Annotated in this window: 13 protein-coding genes; 9 read left to right on the plus strand and 4 right to left on the minus strand. The window is 66.9% G+C overall.

Annotated elements, in window-relative coordinates; all coding sequences use genetic code 11:
* Nucleotides 1–2: 2 nt before the first annotated feature.
* The 3 genes from pstA to H2037_RS08635 form a co-directional block, all read right to left on the minus strand.
* Nucleotides 3–1,307 (minus strand): phosphate ABC transporter permease PstA, encoded by a 1,305-nt coding sequence (pstA, locus tag H2037_RS08625; protein ID WP_292120396.1) that lies wholly within the window; start codon nucleotides 1,305–1,307, stop codon nucleotides 3–5.
* Entirely contained in the window at nucleotides 1,300–2,730 is a 1,431-nt protein-coding gene (gene pstC / locus H2037_RS08630) for a phosphate ABC transporter permease subunit PstC (RefSeq protein ID WP_292120399.1), read from the minus strand. The genes pstA and pstC overlap by 8 nt, the downstream gene beginning before the upstream one ends.
* A 139-nt stretch (nucleotides 2,731–2,869) precedes the next feature.
* The gene (locus H2037_RS08635) at nucleotides 2,870–4,282 is read right to left on the minus strand and encodes an ATP-binding protein (RefSeq protein ID WP_292120402.1); all 1,413 of its coding nucleotides are present in this window, start codon (nucleotides 4,280–4,282) and stop codon (nucleotides 2,870–2,872) included.
* Nucleotides 4,283–4,453: 171 nt separating this feature from the next.
* On the opposite strand from H2037_RS08635, the gene H2037_RS08640 reads away from it, so the two are divergent.
* The 8 genes from H2037_RS08640 to ychF all read left to right on the plus strand — a co-directional run bounded on the left by H2037_RS08640 (nucleotide 4,454) and on the right by ychF (nucleotide 11,885).
* Complete coding sequence (locus H2037_RS08640) at nucleotides 4,454–6,724, plus strand: ATP-binding protein (RefSeq protein WP_292120405.1); 2,271 nt, start codon at nucleotides 4,454–4,456, stop codon at nucleotides 6,722–6,724.
* A gap of 146 nt (nucleotides 6,725–6,870) precedes the next feature.
* Entirely contained in the window at nucleotides 6,871–7,494 is a 624-nt protein-coding gene (locus H2037_RS08645) for a 50S ribosomal protein L25/general stress protein Ctc (protein WP_292120407.1), read from the plus strand.
* Nucleotides 7,495–7,581: 87 nt separating this feature from the next.
* A complete protein-coding gene (gene pth, locus H2037_RS08650; RefSeq protein WP_292120410.1) occupies nucleotides 7,582–8,202 on the plus strand; it encodes an aminoacyl-tRNA hydrolase in 621 nt (206 codons plus the stop codon).
* A 37-nt stretch (nucleotides 8,203–8,239) separates the two neighbouring features.
* Nucleotides 8,240–8,626: a DUF2946 family protein gene (locus H2037_RS08655; RefSeq protein ID WP_292120413.1), complete on the plus strand. Its 387-nt coding sequence runs from the start codon at nucleotides 8,240–8,242 to the stop codon at nucleotides 8,624–8,626.
* A gap of 66 nt (nucleotides 8,627–8,692) precedes the next feature.
* A complete protein-coding gene (locus H2037_RS08660) occupies nucleotides 8,693–8,851 on the plus strand; it encodes a hypothetical protein (protein ID WP_292120414.1) in 159 nt (52 codons plus the stop codon).
* Nucleotides 8,851–10,206: a PepSY domain-containing protein gene (locus H2037_RS08665; RefSeq protein WP_292120417.1), complete on the plus strand. Its 1,356-nt coding sequence runs from the start codon at nucleotides 8,851–8,853 to the stop codon at nucleotides 10,204–10,206. Before H2037_RS08660 ends, H2037_RS08665 begins: the two co-directional genes overlap by 1 nt.
* Before the next feature lie 13 nt (nucleotides 10,207–10,219).
* Nucleotides 10,220–10,720, plus strand: a complete 501-nt coding sequence (locus tag H2037_RS08670; protein ID WP_292120420.1) for a copper chaperone PCu(A)C — start codon at nucleotides 10,220–10,222, stop codon at nucleotides 10,718–10,720.
* A gap of 70 nt (nucleotides 10,721–10,790) precedes the next feature.
* A complete protein-coding gene (ychF, locus tag H2037_RS08675; protein ID WP_292120422.1) occupies nucleotides 10,791–11,885 on the plus strand; it encodes a redox-regulated ATPase YchF in 1,095 nt (364 codons plus the stop codon).
* On the opposite strand, the gene H2037_RS08680 is transcribed toward ychF, so the two are convergent.
* Nucleotides 11,878–12,393 (minus strand): hypothetical protein, encoded by a 516-nt coding sequence (locus tag H2037_RS08680; protein WP_292120424.1) that lies wholly within the window; start codon nucleotides 12,391–12,393, stop codon nucleotides 11,878–11,880. The genes ychF and H2037_RS08680 overlap by 8 nt on opposite strands.
* Before the next feature lie 133 nt (nucleotides 12,394–12,526).
* On the opposite strand from H2037_RS08680, the gene H2037_RS08685 reads away from it, so the two are divergent.
* Nucleotides 12,527–14,728 carry a TonB-dependent hemoglobin/transferrin/lactoferrin family receptor gene (locus tag H2037_RS08685; protein WP_292120426.1) on the plus strand — a complete coding sequence of 734 codons (2,202 nt, stop codon included), beginning with the start codon at nucleotides 12,527–12,529 and terminating at the stop codon, nucleotides 14,726–14,728.
* Nucleotides 14,729–14,761: the final 33 nt, after the last annotated feature.

Here is a 14,761-nt window from a genome sequence, read left to right on the forward strand (position 1 = left end):
TCTTACCACCGGCGCTCGAAGCGCCGCCTCAAGATGATGGCCGCCGCGTTCATGATGATCATGAAGACCAGCAGGACGATGATCGCAGCAGCGGTGCGCTCGTGGAAGGCCCGCTCGGAGGCGTTTTCCCAGATGTAGATCAACGACGGCAACGCGCCGACCGGCTGGTCGATCGCATGAGGCACGCCGGGCACGAAACTGACCATGCCGATCAGCAGCAGGGGCGCGGTCTCGCCCAGGGCGTGGGCCATCGAGATGATGGCGCCGGTCATCACGCCGGGCATGGCCAGCGGCAGGACATGGCTGAACACGGTCTGGGTCTTGGAGGCGCCCATGGCCAGGGCCGCCTCGCGAATGGAGGGCGGCACGGCCTTCAGGGCCGAACGCGTGGCGATGACCAGGGTCGGCAGGGCCATCAGGGCCAGGACCAGGCCGCCGACGATCGGGCTGGCGCGCGGCAGATGCATCCAGTTGATGAACAGGGCCAGGCCCAGCAGGCCGTAGACGATGGAGGGCACGGCCGCGAGGTTGTTGATATTGATCTCGATGATGTCCGTCAGCCGGTTCTTGGGTGCGAACTCTTCGAGCCAGATGGCGGCGCCCACGCCCAGGGGAATGGCGATCAGGGCGGTGACCATCAGCATCAGGGCCGAACCGACCACGGCTCCCAGCACCCCGGCCAGTTCCGGCTGGGTGGAGTCGCCGTTGGTGAACAGGGCGGTGTTGAAGTGGGATCCGACCAGGCGCTCGGCCTGCATCCGGTCCAGCCAGGCGATCTGCCGATCGGTCAGGCGGCGCTGGTCTTCCGGCGTCTCCTTCGAGATTTCGCCCTTCAGATAGAGGTCGGCGTCGTCCGACAGCGGGGCGGCCAGCGGGACGGTCTCGCCGATGACCTCCGGGCGCTTGGCCACCAGCTCAGCGGCGACGAACTTCATCTCCGAGGAGAACAGCCCCTTCATCTCGCTGGAGGCCCTGCCCGCCGCGTCATCCGCTATGCCCCAGCGGGACAGTTGCTGCTCGGCCGCCAGCTGCTCGAAATTCGAGCCCTGCGGATAGGCGCGATCGATGCGCGCCGGGTCCATGTAGACCGGCAGGGTCACCGTGTGCGCGTAGAAGGCGGTATGGCCCTGCTCGACGATGCGCACCAGCAGCACGGCCAGGAAGATCATGGCGGCGGCGATAGCCAGCCGGCCGGCCCATTTGAACCGGGCCTCCTTGGCGTGACGGCGCTTCAGCCCGGCGCGAAGACGCTCCAGACGCCCTTTCGCGGCCGCGCCGTCGATCTGATCGGGGGTCGCGTCAGTCATATTGTTCCCGGTAGGTCTGGACGATCCGGTGGGCGACGATGTTCAGCACCAGGGTCGCCAGGAACAGGGTCAGGCCCAGGCCGAAGGCCGACAGGGTCTTGGCGCTGTTGAACTCCTGGTCGCCGGTCAGCAGGGTCACGATCTGAACCGTGACTGTGGTCACCGTGTCCAGCGGATTGAAGGTCAGGTTGGCGGCCAGGCCCGCGGCCATGGTCACGATCATGGTCTCGCCGATGGCGCGCGACACGGCCAGCAGCAGGGCGCCGGCGATGCCCGGCAGGGCGGCGGGCAGCAGGACCCGCTTCACCGTCTCCGACTTGGTCGCGCCCATGGCGAAGGAGCCGTCGCGCAGGGACTGGGGCACGGCGTTCAGGATGTCGTCGGACAGGGACGAGACGAACGGGATCAGCATGATCCCCATCACGGCGCCGGCGGTCAGGGCCATCTGATTCTGCACCAGGGCCAGATAGTGCCCCAGGCCGTCCAGCGGTCCGCCGATCAGGAACAGACCGATCTCGTTGAAGAAGACCCGAAGGATCGGCCCGACCGTCAGGGCGGCGAAGAAGCCGTAGACGACGGTCGGCACGCCGGCGAGGATCTCGAGCAGCGGCTTGATCACGGCGCGGCTCCCTCGGCTGGCATACTCGGACAGATAGATGGCCGACAGCAGGCCGATCGGCGCCGCAACGCACATGGCGATCAGCATGATCAACAGGGTCCCGGCGAACAGCGGCACGGCGCCGAAGGCGCCCGTCGAACCGACCTGGTCGGCGCGAATGGCGATCTGCGGGCTCCACTGGGTCCCGAACAGGAACTCGAAGACGGGCACCTTCTGGAAGAAGCGCAGCGAATCGAAGGCCAGCGAGGCGATAATGCCCAGTGTGGTCAGGACGGCGATGGCCGAACAGACGAACAGGGCGCCGTACACCCAACCCTCGACCCGGTTACGGGCGCGGGTCTGGGGCTTGATCTGGGTGAAGGCGAACAGCCCCCCCAGTATGGCGGCCAGAATGGCGGCGATCCCGCCGCCCCATTTCAAGGTGCGTTCGATGCTGACCATGCGGCGAGCCTCGACCGGAAGCAGTTCGGCCAGCGGGCGTTCCCAGATCTGCAGGGCAGGCTCGCCCTGGCCGACCCGGTGAGCGTCGGCGAAGAAGGCGTCGCGACGGAAGGGCTCAAGCGCGGCTACGGCGTCGGGCGTGGCGGCGGCGGTCAACTGCCGCTCCAACGGAGCGGAGAAGACGCTCATGAGAATGAGGACCAGCAGGGCCGGCGCGGCGACCCAGATCAGGGCGTAGGCGCCGTGCTGACCGGGACGCGAATGCGGTTTGGCGCCGATCGCGCGACGACGCGCGAGTTCACGCCCGCCAATAAAGGCAGCGGCGCTCAGCGCGATGAGGATCAGCAGATAAATCCAGATCATTCCGGGTCCGAGGGCGGGCAGGCGCGAATCGAAAAACAACCGGGAATCCGGGTTCGACGCGGCGCGACTACTGCCTGTGAATGGTCAGCGGATTAAGACGGGTAGATGACAGTTCGGTAACAGCGTCGGTCCGCCGCCGTCAGGCGGCCGTGCGTGCGTCGCGGCGCTCCACAACCATCGGGAACCAGGCCGTGAAGGCGGCGCCCAGTCCCGGCGCGCTTTCGACCACCAGACCACCCGAATGGCGATTGATGATATGTTTGACGATGGCGAGGCCCAGGCCGGTCCCCTGGCGCTCGCCGCTCTTCTGGCCCTCGACGCGATAGAAGCGCTCGGTCAGGCGGGGCAGGTGTTCGCGCGCCATGCCCGGTCCGTGATCGCGAACCGTGACGGCCGCATAGAGGACGCCGGCGGCGCGGTCGGGCGTGACCAGGGGCAGTCGCGTCGCACCCGGCATCCGCGACGCCCAGGCCTCGTCGAACGAAAGGTCGGACCGCACGGAAATCTCGACCGTCCCGCCCTTGGGCGAATATTTGACGGCGTTGTCCAACAGGTTCTGAACCACCTGAAGTATCTCGTCGCGATCGCCGTTGATCGACGCCCTCGCCTCGCCCTGATCGACCCTGACGTCGACTTCCTTCTCCTGCGTCAGGACGCTGACGGCGTCGACGACGTCGGCGGCCGCGCGATCCAGATCGACCCGACCGGACGGCGGAATATGTTCGTTCAACTCGATCCGGCTGAGCGAAAGCAGGTCCGCGACCAATCTTCCCATCCGATCGGCCTGAGCGGACATGATGTCCAGAAAACGGTCCCGCGCCGCGGCGTCGTCGCGCGCGTGCCCCTTGAGCGTTTCAATGAAGCCGCTCAGCGACGCGAGCGGCGTCCGCAGTTCATGACTGGCGTTTGCCAGGAAATCGACGCGCATCATCTCGGTGCGTCGCGCGTCCGTCTCGTCACGCATGATGACCATGGCCAGGGCGTCGTGCCCCAGACTTTCGCCACCGCCGAGAGGCCGGGTCCAGGCCCGCCAGCGCCGGTCCCTCTGGCCGCCGGTAGTGTAGTCGGTGGTGCGCGACACGCCCCCGAACAGGGCTTCGTCGACGGCCTCCAGAACGCCAGGCTCGCGAATGACCTGGACCAGCAAGGCCCCCTGGCGCTGAATGCGGAGCAGATCGCGCGCGGCGTTGTTGGCCATAAGGATCCGACGGCCGGCGATGTCGTCAGGCTCGCCGCCGCTGATGATCAGGACGGGATCGTCCAGGGCCTCGAACACCCTGTCCAGCAGTTCCGCCGTCATCGGATCCGACGGTCTTTCGACCGGGGCGCCGATCGATTCCGGAAGCGGCGCCGCCGAAGACGGCTGCGCATTCAGAATCCAGGCCGAGAAGGCCACCACCACCGCGCCGCCGATCAGCCAGTTGGCGATCTGCGGATGGACGAAAGCGAGCCCGACCAGAACAACCAGGGCGATAGCGATACTGATGCCCACCGTCCAAAGACGGGAGGTCGAGATCGGCGCCACAGGCGAAGGCGAGGATTCATAAGGCATATGCGGCGCGTGACCCATATTGGCGGCCGAAGGAATCCGATCCTTGCACGGATTCTGTGACGGCGCGCCGACAGCGACGGTTGTTTTTATCGTCCCGGTCGCACGGTTTGTTTAGGAGTTTCGGTCAATCTCTCTCGCTAAGGGGGCGTCGTGGACCGAATATTATATTCCTTGGCCTATGATCACGATTGGCGGGTGACCCTGCTGGCGGTCATCGTATGTCTCGTCGGCATGGGGTCCGCCGCACGCTACCTGGACAGAGCCCGCATCAACGACGGCGCTCGCCGCAGAACCCTTGCAATCCTGGCGGGATCGACGGCGTCGATGACGATGTGGGTGACCCATTTCATCGCCACGCAAGGCTATGTCGGCGCCGGCGCCCTTAGCTACGACATCCCCCTGACCGCGGGCGCTGCGCTGCTGATCGTTTTCACGACGGGCTTGGCCGTCTTCACCGCCCAGTCCGGCGAGAACCGCAGCCGACGGGTGCTGGCCGCCCTGGTGGCGATCTCGGGCCTGGCGGTCATGCATCAGATCGGCATAGCGGCGCTTCAGACTCCAGGGCCTATCAGCCTGCGTCCCGATCTGGTCGCGGTGTCGATCCTCGGCGCTATGGCGATCGCCGGAACCTGCGCCTTCCTGCATCGGCGCGGAGGCCTGGCGCAGCTCCTGTTCGCCGCTGTCGGCTCCTCCCTCGCCATCCTCTTTCTGCATTTCGTCGGCATGGCGGCGATCACCGTAACGCCGGGCCCCATCATCGCCCGTTCCTCCGGCCTGTCGCCCGACGCCATGTGGACCGTGGATCTGGTCCTCGCCTTGATCATCGCCGGCGTCGGCGGGTCCCTGATCTTGTCCGCCTACAAGTCGCGCTCCATCGCCCTGCGTCAGATTCGCCAGGCGGTCGAGGCCATGTCGGACGGGCTGGGCTTCTATGACGCCGACGATCGCCTGGTGCTGTGGAACACGCGCTATGCCGAGGTGAACCCGGAACTGGCGCCCTTCCTCAAGGTCGGCATGACTTTCCGCGAAATCCTTCAGATCGGCATCAACGAAGGCCGATATGACGAAGCCATAGGTCGCGAGGAAGAATGGATCGCCGAGCGCATCCGCGTGCGGCGACAAGGATCCTCGACCCTCGAACAGCAGGTGGGGGGCGACCACTGGCTGCAGATCCAGGACCGTCGCACCGCCCAGGGCGGCACGGTCACGGTCTGCAACGACATCACGAGCCTGAAGCGGGACGCGCAGGCTCTGGGCGAAGCGCGGGACGCGGCCGAGACCGCCAATATCGCCAAGAGCCAGTTTCTGGCGAACATGAGCCACGAGATCCGTACGCCCTTGAATGGCGTGATCGGACTGTCCCAGGCCCTTTCGAAGACCGAGTTGACGGAAGAACAGCGCGAGATGCTGGACCTGATGCAGGCCTCGGGCCGCACGCTCCAGACCCTTCTCAGCGATATCCTGGACCTGGCCCGTGTCGAATCGGGCAAGCTGGAACTGACCGAGGACGCCTTCGAGTTGGCGGGCGCCGTGCGGGAAGCGGCGCAGTTGTACGCCGAGAACGCGCGCGAAAAACACCTGGGCTTCCACGTCGATATCGATCTCGAGGACGGGCTGTGGATTCGCGGCGACGTAGTGCGCCTCAAGCAGATCCTGACCAATCTGATCTCCAACGCCGTCAAATTCACCAGCCAGGGCTTCGTCGGCCTCACCGTCCAGCGCGGTCCGGACAGAGGCGAGGCCCCAACGCTGCGTTTCACCGTCGAGGACACGGGCATCGGTTTCGACGCTGCGACCCGCGACCGCCTGTTCAGCCGGTTCGAACAGGCCGACGGCGCCATCACCCGCAAGTTCGGCGGCTCGGGTCTGGGCCTGTCGATCTGTCGCCAATTGGCCGAGATGATGGGCGGCGATCTGGATTGTGAAAGCGAACCCGGCGGCGGGTCGGCCTTTATCCTGACCGTCCCCATGATCGCTTGTGAAGCGCCGGCGCGGGTCGAGCCCGCAACGGGATCCGCCGCAGGGAAAGACACCTCGCGGATCGTGCGCGTACTGGTCGCCGACGACCATCCGACCAACCGTCGCGTCATCGAACTGATCCTTAAACAGACGCCATGCGAAATCTCCATCGCCGAGAACGGCGCCCAAGCGGTGGAGGCGTTCCGAACCCAGGACTTCGACCTGGTGCTGATGGACATGCAGATGCCGGTGATGGACGGGCTGACGGCGACGCACGAGATTCGGCTGCATGAGACGGCGATGGGCGGCCCCCGCACCCCGATCGTCATGTTGACCGCGAACGCCATGCCGGAACACGTCGCCGCCGGACGCGCGGCCGGTGCGGACCACCACCTGGCCAAGCCTTTCAACGCCTCGGAACTGCTGGCGATCGTCGCCGATCCGACCAGCCTGCTGAAGAAAGACGCGGCAGAGGCCGCCTGATCGCGAAGGCCGTCGCCCACCATGGCGGTTGCACATCCGTCATGATGCGTGTAATAGCCCGCGCTCTTGAATTCGAGGGTTCATGACCCCCGCCGCGCGGGCCCAGGGTTGGCGCGGTGTTTTCCGTTGTTGTTGAGGCGAGCCAGATGGCCGAGATCATTCTGAACGTGGACGTCCGCGATGGCGTCGGCACCGGTGGCGCCCGCGCCGCCCGTCGCGCCGGTTTCGTGCCGGGCGTCCTGTACGGCGGCGACCAAGCCCCCGTCGCCATTTCGGTGAACGAGAAGGACTTCCGCAAGTCGCTCTACACCGGCAAGCTGCTGGGCCACCTGGTCACGCTGAAGTACGGCGACGAGACCCAGCCGGTCATCGCCAAGGACGTGCAGTTCGACCCAGTGTCGGACCGTCCCCTTCACTTCGACCTGATGCGCGTCGATGAGCACGCTCCGGTCAAGATCGAAGTGCCGGTTCACTTCAAGAACGCCGACGAAGCCCCGTTCTCGCGTCAGGGCGGCTCGCTTGAAATCGTCCGCCACGCGGTCGAAATCATGGTCAAGGCCGACAGCATTCCGGAAGAACTGGTCGTCGATCTGGCCAAGTCGCAGATGGGCGACACCATCCGCTTCTCGGACATCGAACTGCCCAAGGGCGTCGAGCCGACCATCACCGACCGCGACTTCGTGATCGCTACGATCAAGGTCTCGTCCGCCGCCCTGTCGGCCGCCGCCGATGAGGCCGCCGAGACCCCGGCCGAGAAGACCGAAGACTAAGCCGTCTTCTCTTCGACAAGATCAGGCCCCGCCCGGCTCGCCGCGGCGGGGCTTTTCTTTGACTGGCGCAAGCGGCATGAGGACATCATGATCATCATCGCTGGGCTCGGCAATCCGGGCGCCAAATACGAAAAGAACCGGCACAACATCGGCTTCATGGCGGCCGATGAGATCGCGCGGCGCTGGCGCTTCGGGCCGGAGCGGGCCAAGTTCCAGTCGATCGTCAGCGAGGGCGAGGTCGAGACGGCGGACGGACCGGTCAAGGTCCTGCTGATGAAGCCCCAGACCTTCATGAACGAGAGCGGCCGGGCCGTCGGCGAGGCGGCGCGCTTCTACAAGATCAAACCCTCCGAGATCATCGTCTTCCACGACGAGATCGACCTGGCGCCTGGCCGGTTTCGCATGAAGACCGGCGGCGGGGCGGCGGGCCAGAACGGCGTCCGCTCGCTGATCAGCCACCTGGGCGCCGACTTCCGCCGCGCGCGCCTGGGGATCGGCCATCCCGGCGAGAAGGAGCTGGTCATGCCTCATGTCCTGGGCGATTTCCACAAGGCCGAGCAGCCGTGGCTGAACGCCATGCTCCAGGCCTGCGCCGACGCCCTGCCCTTCGCCGCCGCGGGCGACGACGAACGCTATCAGGGCGAGGTCATGCGCCTGGCCCCCGCGCCCAAGTTCAGCCCCCGTCAGGCGGCGCGCGGCGAACTGTAGCCTGTACGCCCGGCGAGAAACGCCCTAGAGGCGAAGCGTGACCCGTTGCCAGGCCGATAATTGGTCGACCACCCGCTCGCTCGCCTTCCTGGCGGCGGTGTTCGCGCTCGTGATCGGCGCGCTGTTGCCGTTCGCGGCCCTGGCGGCGGCCAAGCCCGGCCAGCCTCTGGTCATCTGCTCGGCCGAAGGCCCCCAGACCGTGCAGACGGGCGGAACGGACGGACCGGTCAACAAGCACGTGGGCGCCAAATGCGCCGCCTGTGTCGTGCCCCTGGCCGGCGCCCTGCCCACGCCCCCCGCGCCCGAGCCCGCCGCCCTTATCCGCACCACTGAGACGGTCGTCTACAGCCCGACCGCCGCCGGCCCGCCGCCGCCGGCCCGCGCGCCGCCGCGCCCGCCCTCCACCGCCCCTCCTCACGCCTGAACCAGACCCCGAGCCCGCGCCGGCCTCATGCCCGCGCGCCCTTCTCGTTCTGACTTCAGGATCATCATGTCTCTCGGAAACACCGTGGCGCCCAGGGCGCTGCTCCTCGCCGTTCCGGCCTGCCCGCTCGCGGCCGGCTCGGCCTTGGCTCAATCCAGTACAAACCGGTCCTCTTTCCCCGGCGAGGGCCGGTCGGCCTATGTCGGCGTCAGGATGAGCTACTGATGGCGGACACCACTCAGACCCCGGCGTTGGACGATCTGTCCGGCGCCTATCGCGCCGTCTGGCGCTGGCATTTCTACGCGGGGATCTTCGTCATGCCCGTCCTGATGCTGATGGCCCTGACCGGCGGCCTCTACTTGTTCAAGGACGAGATCGACGGCGCCCTGTATCGCGACGTGATCCGCGTGCCCGCAGTCCAGTCTCAGGCGGCGCCGGCGACCTGGCTGGCCTCGGCGGCCCGGGCCGCCGGCGGCGGTCGGGTCGCCAATCTGGTCATGCCCGCCCAGCCGGATCAGGCCGTCCGTCTGCGGGTGGATCGGCCCGACGGGGTGCAAAAGACGGTCTTCGTCGATCCCCACACCGGTCGGGCGACCGGGGTCATTCCGGCCGGCGGCTTCATGGAACTGGTCAAGAAGACCCACAGCCTGACCTTGTTGGGGCGGCCGTTCAACATCCTGGTCGAGATCGTCGCCGGCTGGACCATCATCCTGTTCGCCACCGGCCTTTATCTGTGGTGGCCGCGTGGGCGGGCAGTAGCGACCTTCGCGGCCCGGACGACCGACACGCGCCGCCGACCCTTCTGGCGCGACCTGCACGCCCTGACGGGCCTCTATGTCGGCGGCGTGGTCCTGTTCCTGGCGGTCACGGGCATGCCCTGGTCGGCCTTCTGGGGCGACACGGTCATGGATGTCGTCAAGTCCAGCGGTCTGGGCCGCCCGCCGGCGCCCGTCGCCGGCGCCTGGCAGCGCGCCGAACACCATGACCGGCCCATCGGCGCCGGCTGGGCCATGGACGGCATGGTCATGACCCACGACCATGCGGGCCATGGCGCGCTGGACCGGGTGCTGAAGGCCGCCGACGACGTTGGTCTGGCCAGGCCCTACGCCGTCAACATCCCCGCCGCCGACGGTACGGCCTATACGATCACGACCCAGGCCCGCCGGGTTCAGGATAGCCGATCCCTCTATATGGACGCCGCCTCGGGCCGCCTGTTGGCCGATCTCGGCTACGACCGGTTCGGCGCCGGGGCCAAGGCCGTTGAATGGGGCATCTACACCCACCAGGGCACTCAGTACGGGCAGGTGAACCGGATCATCATGCTGCTGGGCTGTATCGGCGTCTGGCTGCTGGCGATCAGCGGACTGGTGATGTGGTGGAAACGTCGCCCGCCGAGCCCGTCGCGCCTTCGCCTGGGCGCGCCCCCCGCCCCACCCGGGCCCCGCGTCCGCGCCGCTGTCCTGGGCATCGTCCTGCCTCTCGCGGTCCTCTATCCCCTGACGGGCCTGAGCCTGGTCTTCGCCGTATTGCTCGATCGAGCCGTGCGACCGATGATCCGGCGCCGTACCGCCGTTTCCTGAAAGAACTGACGCCATGAAAACCCATCTGTCCCTCGCCGCGGTCGCCCTCATTCTGGCGGCCTGCAACCCGCCTGCGGACAAGCCGGCCCCCGCCGCTGAGGCCACTGCCGCCGAGGCGACGGCCGCTGTCGTCACCGCCGCCGACGCCTGGTGCCGCCCGTCGCCCAACGGGGCCAAGGCCGGCGGCTGCTACGTCACCCTGACCGCCGCGACCGACGACCGCCTGACCGGCGGCGCCAGCCCCCGCGCGACCGAGCTTCAGGTCCACGAGATGAAGACCGAGAACGGCATGATGAAGATGGCCCAGCTGACCGAAGGCCTGCCGCTGCCGGCCGGTCAGGCCGTCGCCCTGGCGCCCGGCGGCAATCACCTGATGCTGATCGGCCTGACGGCGCCCCTGGTCGCCGGCGAGACCGTGCCCCTGACCCTGAAATTCGCCTCGGCGCCCGAGGTGACGGTGCAGGCGGCGGTGCGTCAGCCGGCCATGGCGGGCATGGATCACGGCGCCCATTGACCTGAGTTGAAGCGCGAGCCTGACAAACGGGTCGGAACCCGCTAAAGGCTCGCGCCTCACGAGGAATCCCATGGCTCTTAAAGTCGCGATCGTCGGCCTGCCCAACGTCGGCAAGTCCACCCTGTTCAACGCCCTGACCAAGACGGCGGCGGCCCAGGCGGCCAACTATCCGTTCTGTACCATCGAGCCGAACACCGGCGACGTGGCCGTGCCCGAGGCGCGTCTGAACGCCCTGGCCGAGATCGCCGGCTCCAAGGAGATCATTCCCGCCCGCATCACCTTCGTCGATGTCGCCGGTCTGGTGCGCGGCGCGTCGAAGGGCGAGGGCCTGGGCAACCAGTTCCTGGCCAATATCCGCGACTGCGACGCCGTGGCCTTCGTCGCCCGCTGCTTCGTCGATGACGACATCACCCACGTCGAGGACCGGATCGATCCGATCGCCGATCTGGAGATCATCGAGACCGAGCTGATGCTGGCCGACATGGAAAGCCTGGAGCGCCGCCGGCCCCAGCTGGAGAAGCGCGCCAAGGGCGGCGACAAGGAATCCGGCCTGACGCTGAAACTGGTCGATCTGGCCCTGGCCCAGCTGAACGCCGGCAAGCCCGCCCGCACCGCCGAAGTGTCCAAGGAGGACGCCAAGGCCTGGCACATGCTGCAACTGCTGACCGCCCTGCCCGCCCTGTACGTCTCCAACGTCGAGGAAGGCTCGGCCGACAAGGGCAATGAGCTGTCCGACAAGGTCGCCGCCCGCGCCGCCGCCGACAACGCCAATTCGGTCGTCATCTCGGCCCAGATCGAATCCGAGATCGCCGTGCTGGACGACGAGGAGCAGAAGGAGTTCCTCGAGACCCTGGGTCTGGAAGAGCCCGGCCTGAACCGCCTGATCCGCGAGGCCTACAAGCTGCTGGGTCTGCAGACCTATTTCACGGTCGGCCCCAAGGAGGCCCGCGCCTGGACCATCAATGTCGGCGATACCGCGCCCCAGGCGGCCGGCGTCATCCACACCGACTTCGAGAAGGGCTTCATCCGCGCCGAAACCATCGCCTTCGACGACTTCATCGCCTTGCGCGGCGAGGCCAAGGCGCGCGAGGCGGGCAAGCTGCGCGCCGAAGGCAAGACCTATGTCGTCAAGGACGGCGACGTGATGAACTTCCTGTTCAACTAGGATCGGCGGGAGGGGTTTCGTCCCCTTCCCCCTTCATCATCTTCTCCAGCGGATTGGCGGGGTCCGGCGCCCGGGGTGAACCCGGGCAGCGCGCCAGTTTGACCGTGGTTATGTCGCGGTCGATCCAGGTCAGGTTCATGACGTCGCCGCTGGCGGCCATATGCACCCGTTCCGACCGGGTCTGCCCCTCTCCGGCGCAGTTCAGCGTGGCCACATAGCCCGAGCCCGTCTCGTCGATCCGGGCGATGTCGCAACGATTCTCATAGCCCTCGAATCGCATCGGCGTGAGGATGATCGGCCGCCGCTCGCCTTGCGGATTGGCGCACCAGCCCGGATTGGCCGCCCATACGCCCACGAAACTGCGCGATCCCCGGCTGGCTAGGGACGACGGTCCCGGCGGCTCCACCTGCTGCATCGCCTCGGGCGTCCGAAGCGGAGCCGCAGGTTCGTCAGGCGGATTGACCCCGCGATGATCGCACGCCGCAAGCAACGAGATGGCCGCAGCCATCGGAAACAAGACCGTCCTCATAGCGTCACAACGCCAAGGCCAAGGTTGAGGTTCAAGAGTCCACCTTAATTGCGGTTGATTCTCATAATCGTTCGCATTAACACGCCTCGACAGTCATCAAGCGGGGCCATTCATGCGCAACCTCCTCCTTTCCACGGCGGCAGCCGCCTTCGGCTCGGTTCTCGTCGGCCAGCCCGCCAATGCTGAAGAAACGCAGATCCCGTCGACGGAAGTCGATCCGGTCGTCGTTATCGGCACCCGTTCGGAACGGCTCGCGTCCCGCACCCCTGCCACCGTCAGCGTCATCGATGCCGAACAGATCGAGGCCCAACTGGCCACCGACATCAAAGACCTGATCCGGTTCGAGCCGGGCGTCAGCGTGCCGACCTCGCCCGCCCGCTTCACTCTGGCGGGCTCTGGCGCCGGCCGAGACGGCAACTCGGGTTTCACCATTCGCGGCATGGGCGGTGATCGAGTTCTGATCATCAACGATGGCGTACGCCTGCCCAGCGGGTTCAGCTTCGGCGCCCAGTCGGTGGGGCGCGGCGACTACAACGATCTAGACATGATCAAGTCGGTCGAAATCCTGCGCGGCCCGGCCTCAGCCCTGTACGGATCGGACGGCATCGCCGGCGCCGTGGCCTTCACCACCAAGGATCCGGTCGATTTCCTGTCGGTGGGTAAGGACTTCGGCGCGCGCGGCCGCGTGGCCTATAATTCCGCCGACGAAGGCTGGACCGAGGGCCTGGCCTTCGCCGGCCGCACCGGATCCGTCTCCGGCCTGTTGGCCTATACCCGCCGCGATCATCAGGAGACGGAGAACCAGGGCGAGGTCGGCGGCGTCGGCTCGACGCGGACCCAGCCCAACCCTCAGGACTTCGCCTCGAACGCCGTCCTGGGCAAGCTGGTATGGAACGTCGCACCCGGTCATTCGCTGCGCCTGACCTACGACCACCTCGATTCGGAGATGGACGGCGAGGCCCTGACCGCCCAGTCGGCCACGGTCCTGGCCGTCACGGGTCATGACGAGACTCAGCGCGACAGCATCAAGGCCGAATGGCGCTTCCAAGACTTCGCCGGATTCGAAAACGGGTCGGTCAGCGCCTATTGGCAAGACGCCACCACCCGCCAATACACCTACGAAGACCGCACCCCGGCCGTCGACCGCGTCCGCGACACAACTTTCGACAACACCGTCTATGGTCTGGCCGCCCAGGGCGCGCGTGTCTTCGGCGCAGGAGGCGCGGTGGAGCACCGCGTCACCGTCGGCGGCGACTGGTCGATGACGACCCAGGAAGGCGTCCGCGACGGCGTCACCCCGCCGGTCGGCGAAACCTTCCCGACCCGCGCCTTCCCCAAGACAGAATATCAGCTGGCGGGCCTGTTCGTTCAGGACGAGATCGAGCTGCTGGACGGGGCGCTCAGCATCATCCCGGCCGTCCGCTATGACTGGTACGACCTGTCGCCCGAAGTGGACGCCCTGTTCCCGGCTCAGGCCACGGGTCAGTCGGACGATCGCATCTCGCCCAAGATCGGCGTGGTCTGGTGGGCGGATCGGCGCTTCGGCCTGTTCACCAACTATGCCCAAGGCTTCCGCGCGCCGTCGCCGATGCAGGTGAACAACTATTTCGAGAACCCGGTCTATGGCTACACCTCGATCCCCAATCCGGATCTGGAGCCCGAGACCAGCGACAGTATCGAAGCCGGCATGCGGTTCCGCGACGTCGGGGCCTTCGGCGGCGCCCTGCGTCTTCAGGCCACCGCCTTCAACACTCACTACGACAATTTCATCGAACAGATCGTCGTCTCGGGAACCGGCGTGCCGGGCGTCGATCCGCTGGTCTTCCAGTACGTCAACCTGACGGACGTGGACATCTGGGGCCTGGAAGCCCGTGGCGACATCGCCTGGACCAACGGCGTCAGCCTGGTCGTCTCTGCCGCCTTCGCGGACGGCGAGGTAGAGACGGACGGCGAGAAGGCCCAGCTCAGCAGTGTCGATCCGATCAAGCTGGTCGGGGGGCTGAACTACGCCGCGCCGTCGGGCGTGTGGGGCGGCTCGGCCGTCGTCACCTGGTCGGACAAGAAGGACGCCGCGACCTATGAACTGTCGTGCGGCTCGGCCTGCTACACTGGCGACAGTTTCACCCTGCTGGACGTCACCGCCTACTGGAACCTCACCGAGCGGGCGACGCTGCGGGCCCGCGTCTTCAATGTGCTGGACGAAAAATACGCCTGGTGGAGCGACGTGCGCGGCCTGTCCGCCAGTTCGTCCATCAAGGACGCCTACACCCAGCCGGGCCGCAACTTCGGCGTCTCCCTGACCCTGAAGCTGTAACCGTCATGCCAACCAGAGACACCTCCAGGAGCC

The sequence above is a fragment of the Brevundimonas sp. genome (genome assembly GCF_013912065.1).
GTDB lineage: Bacteria > Pseudomonadota > Alphaproteobacteria > Caulobacterales > Caulobacteraceae > Brevundimonas.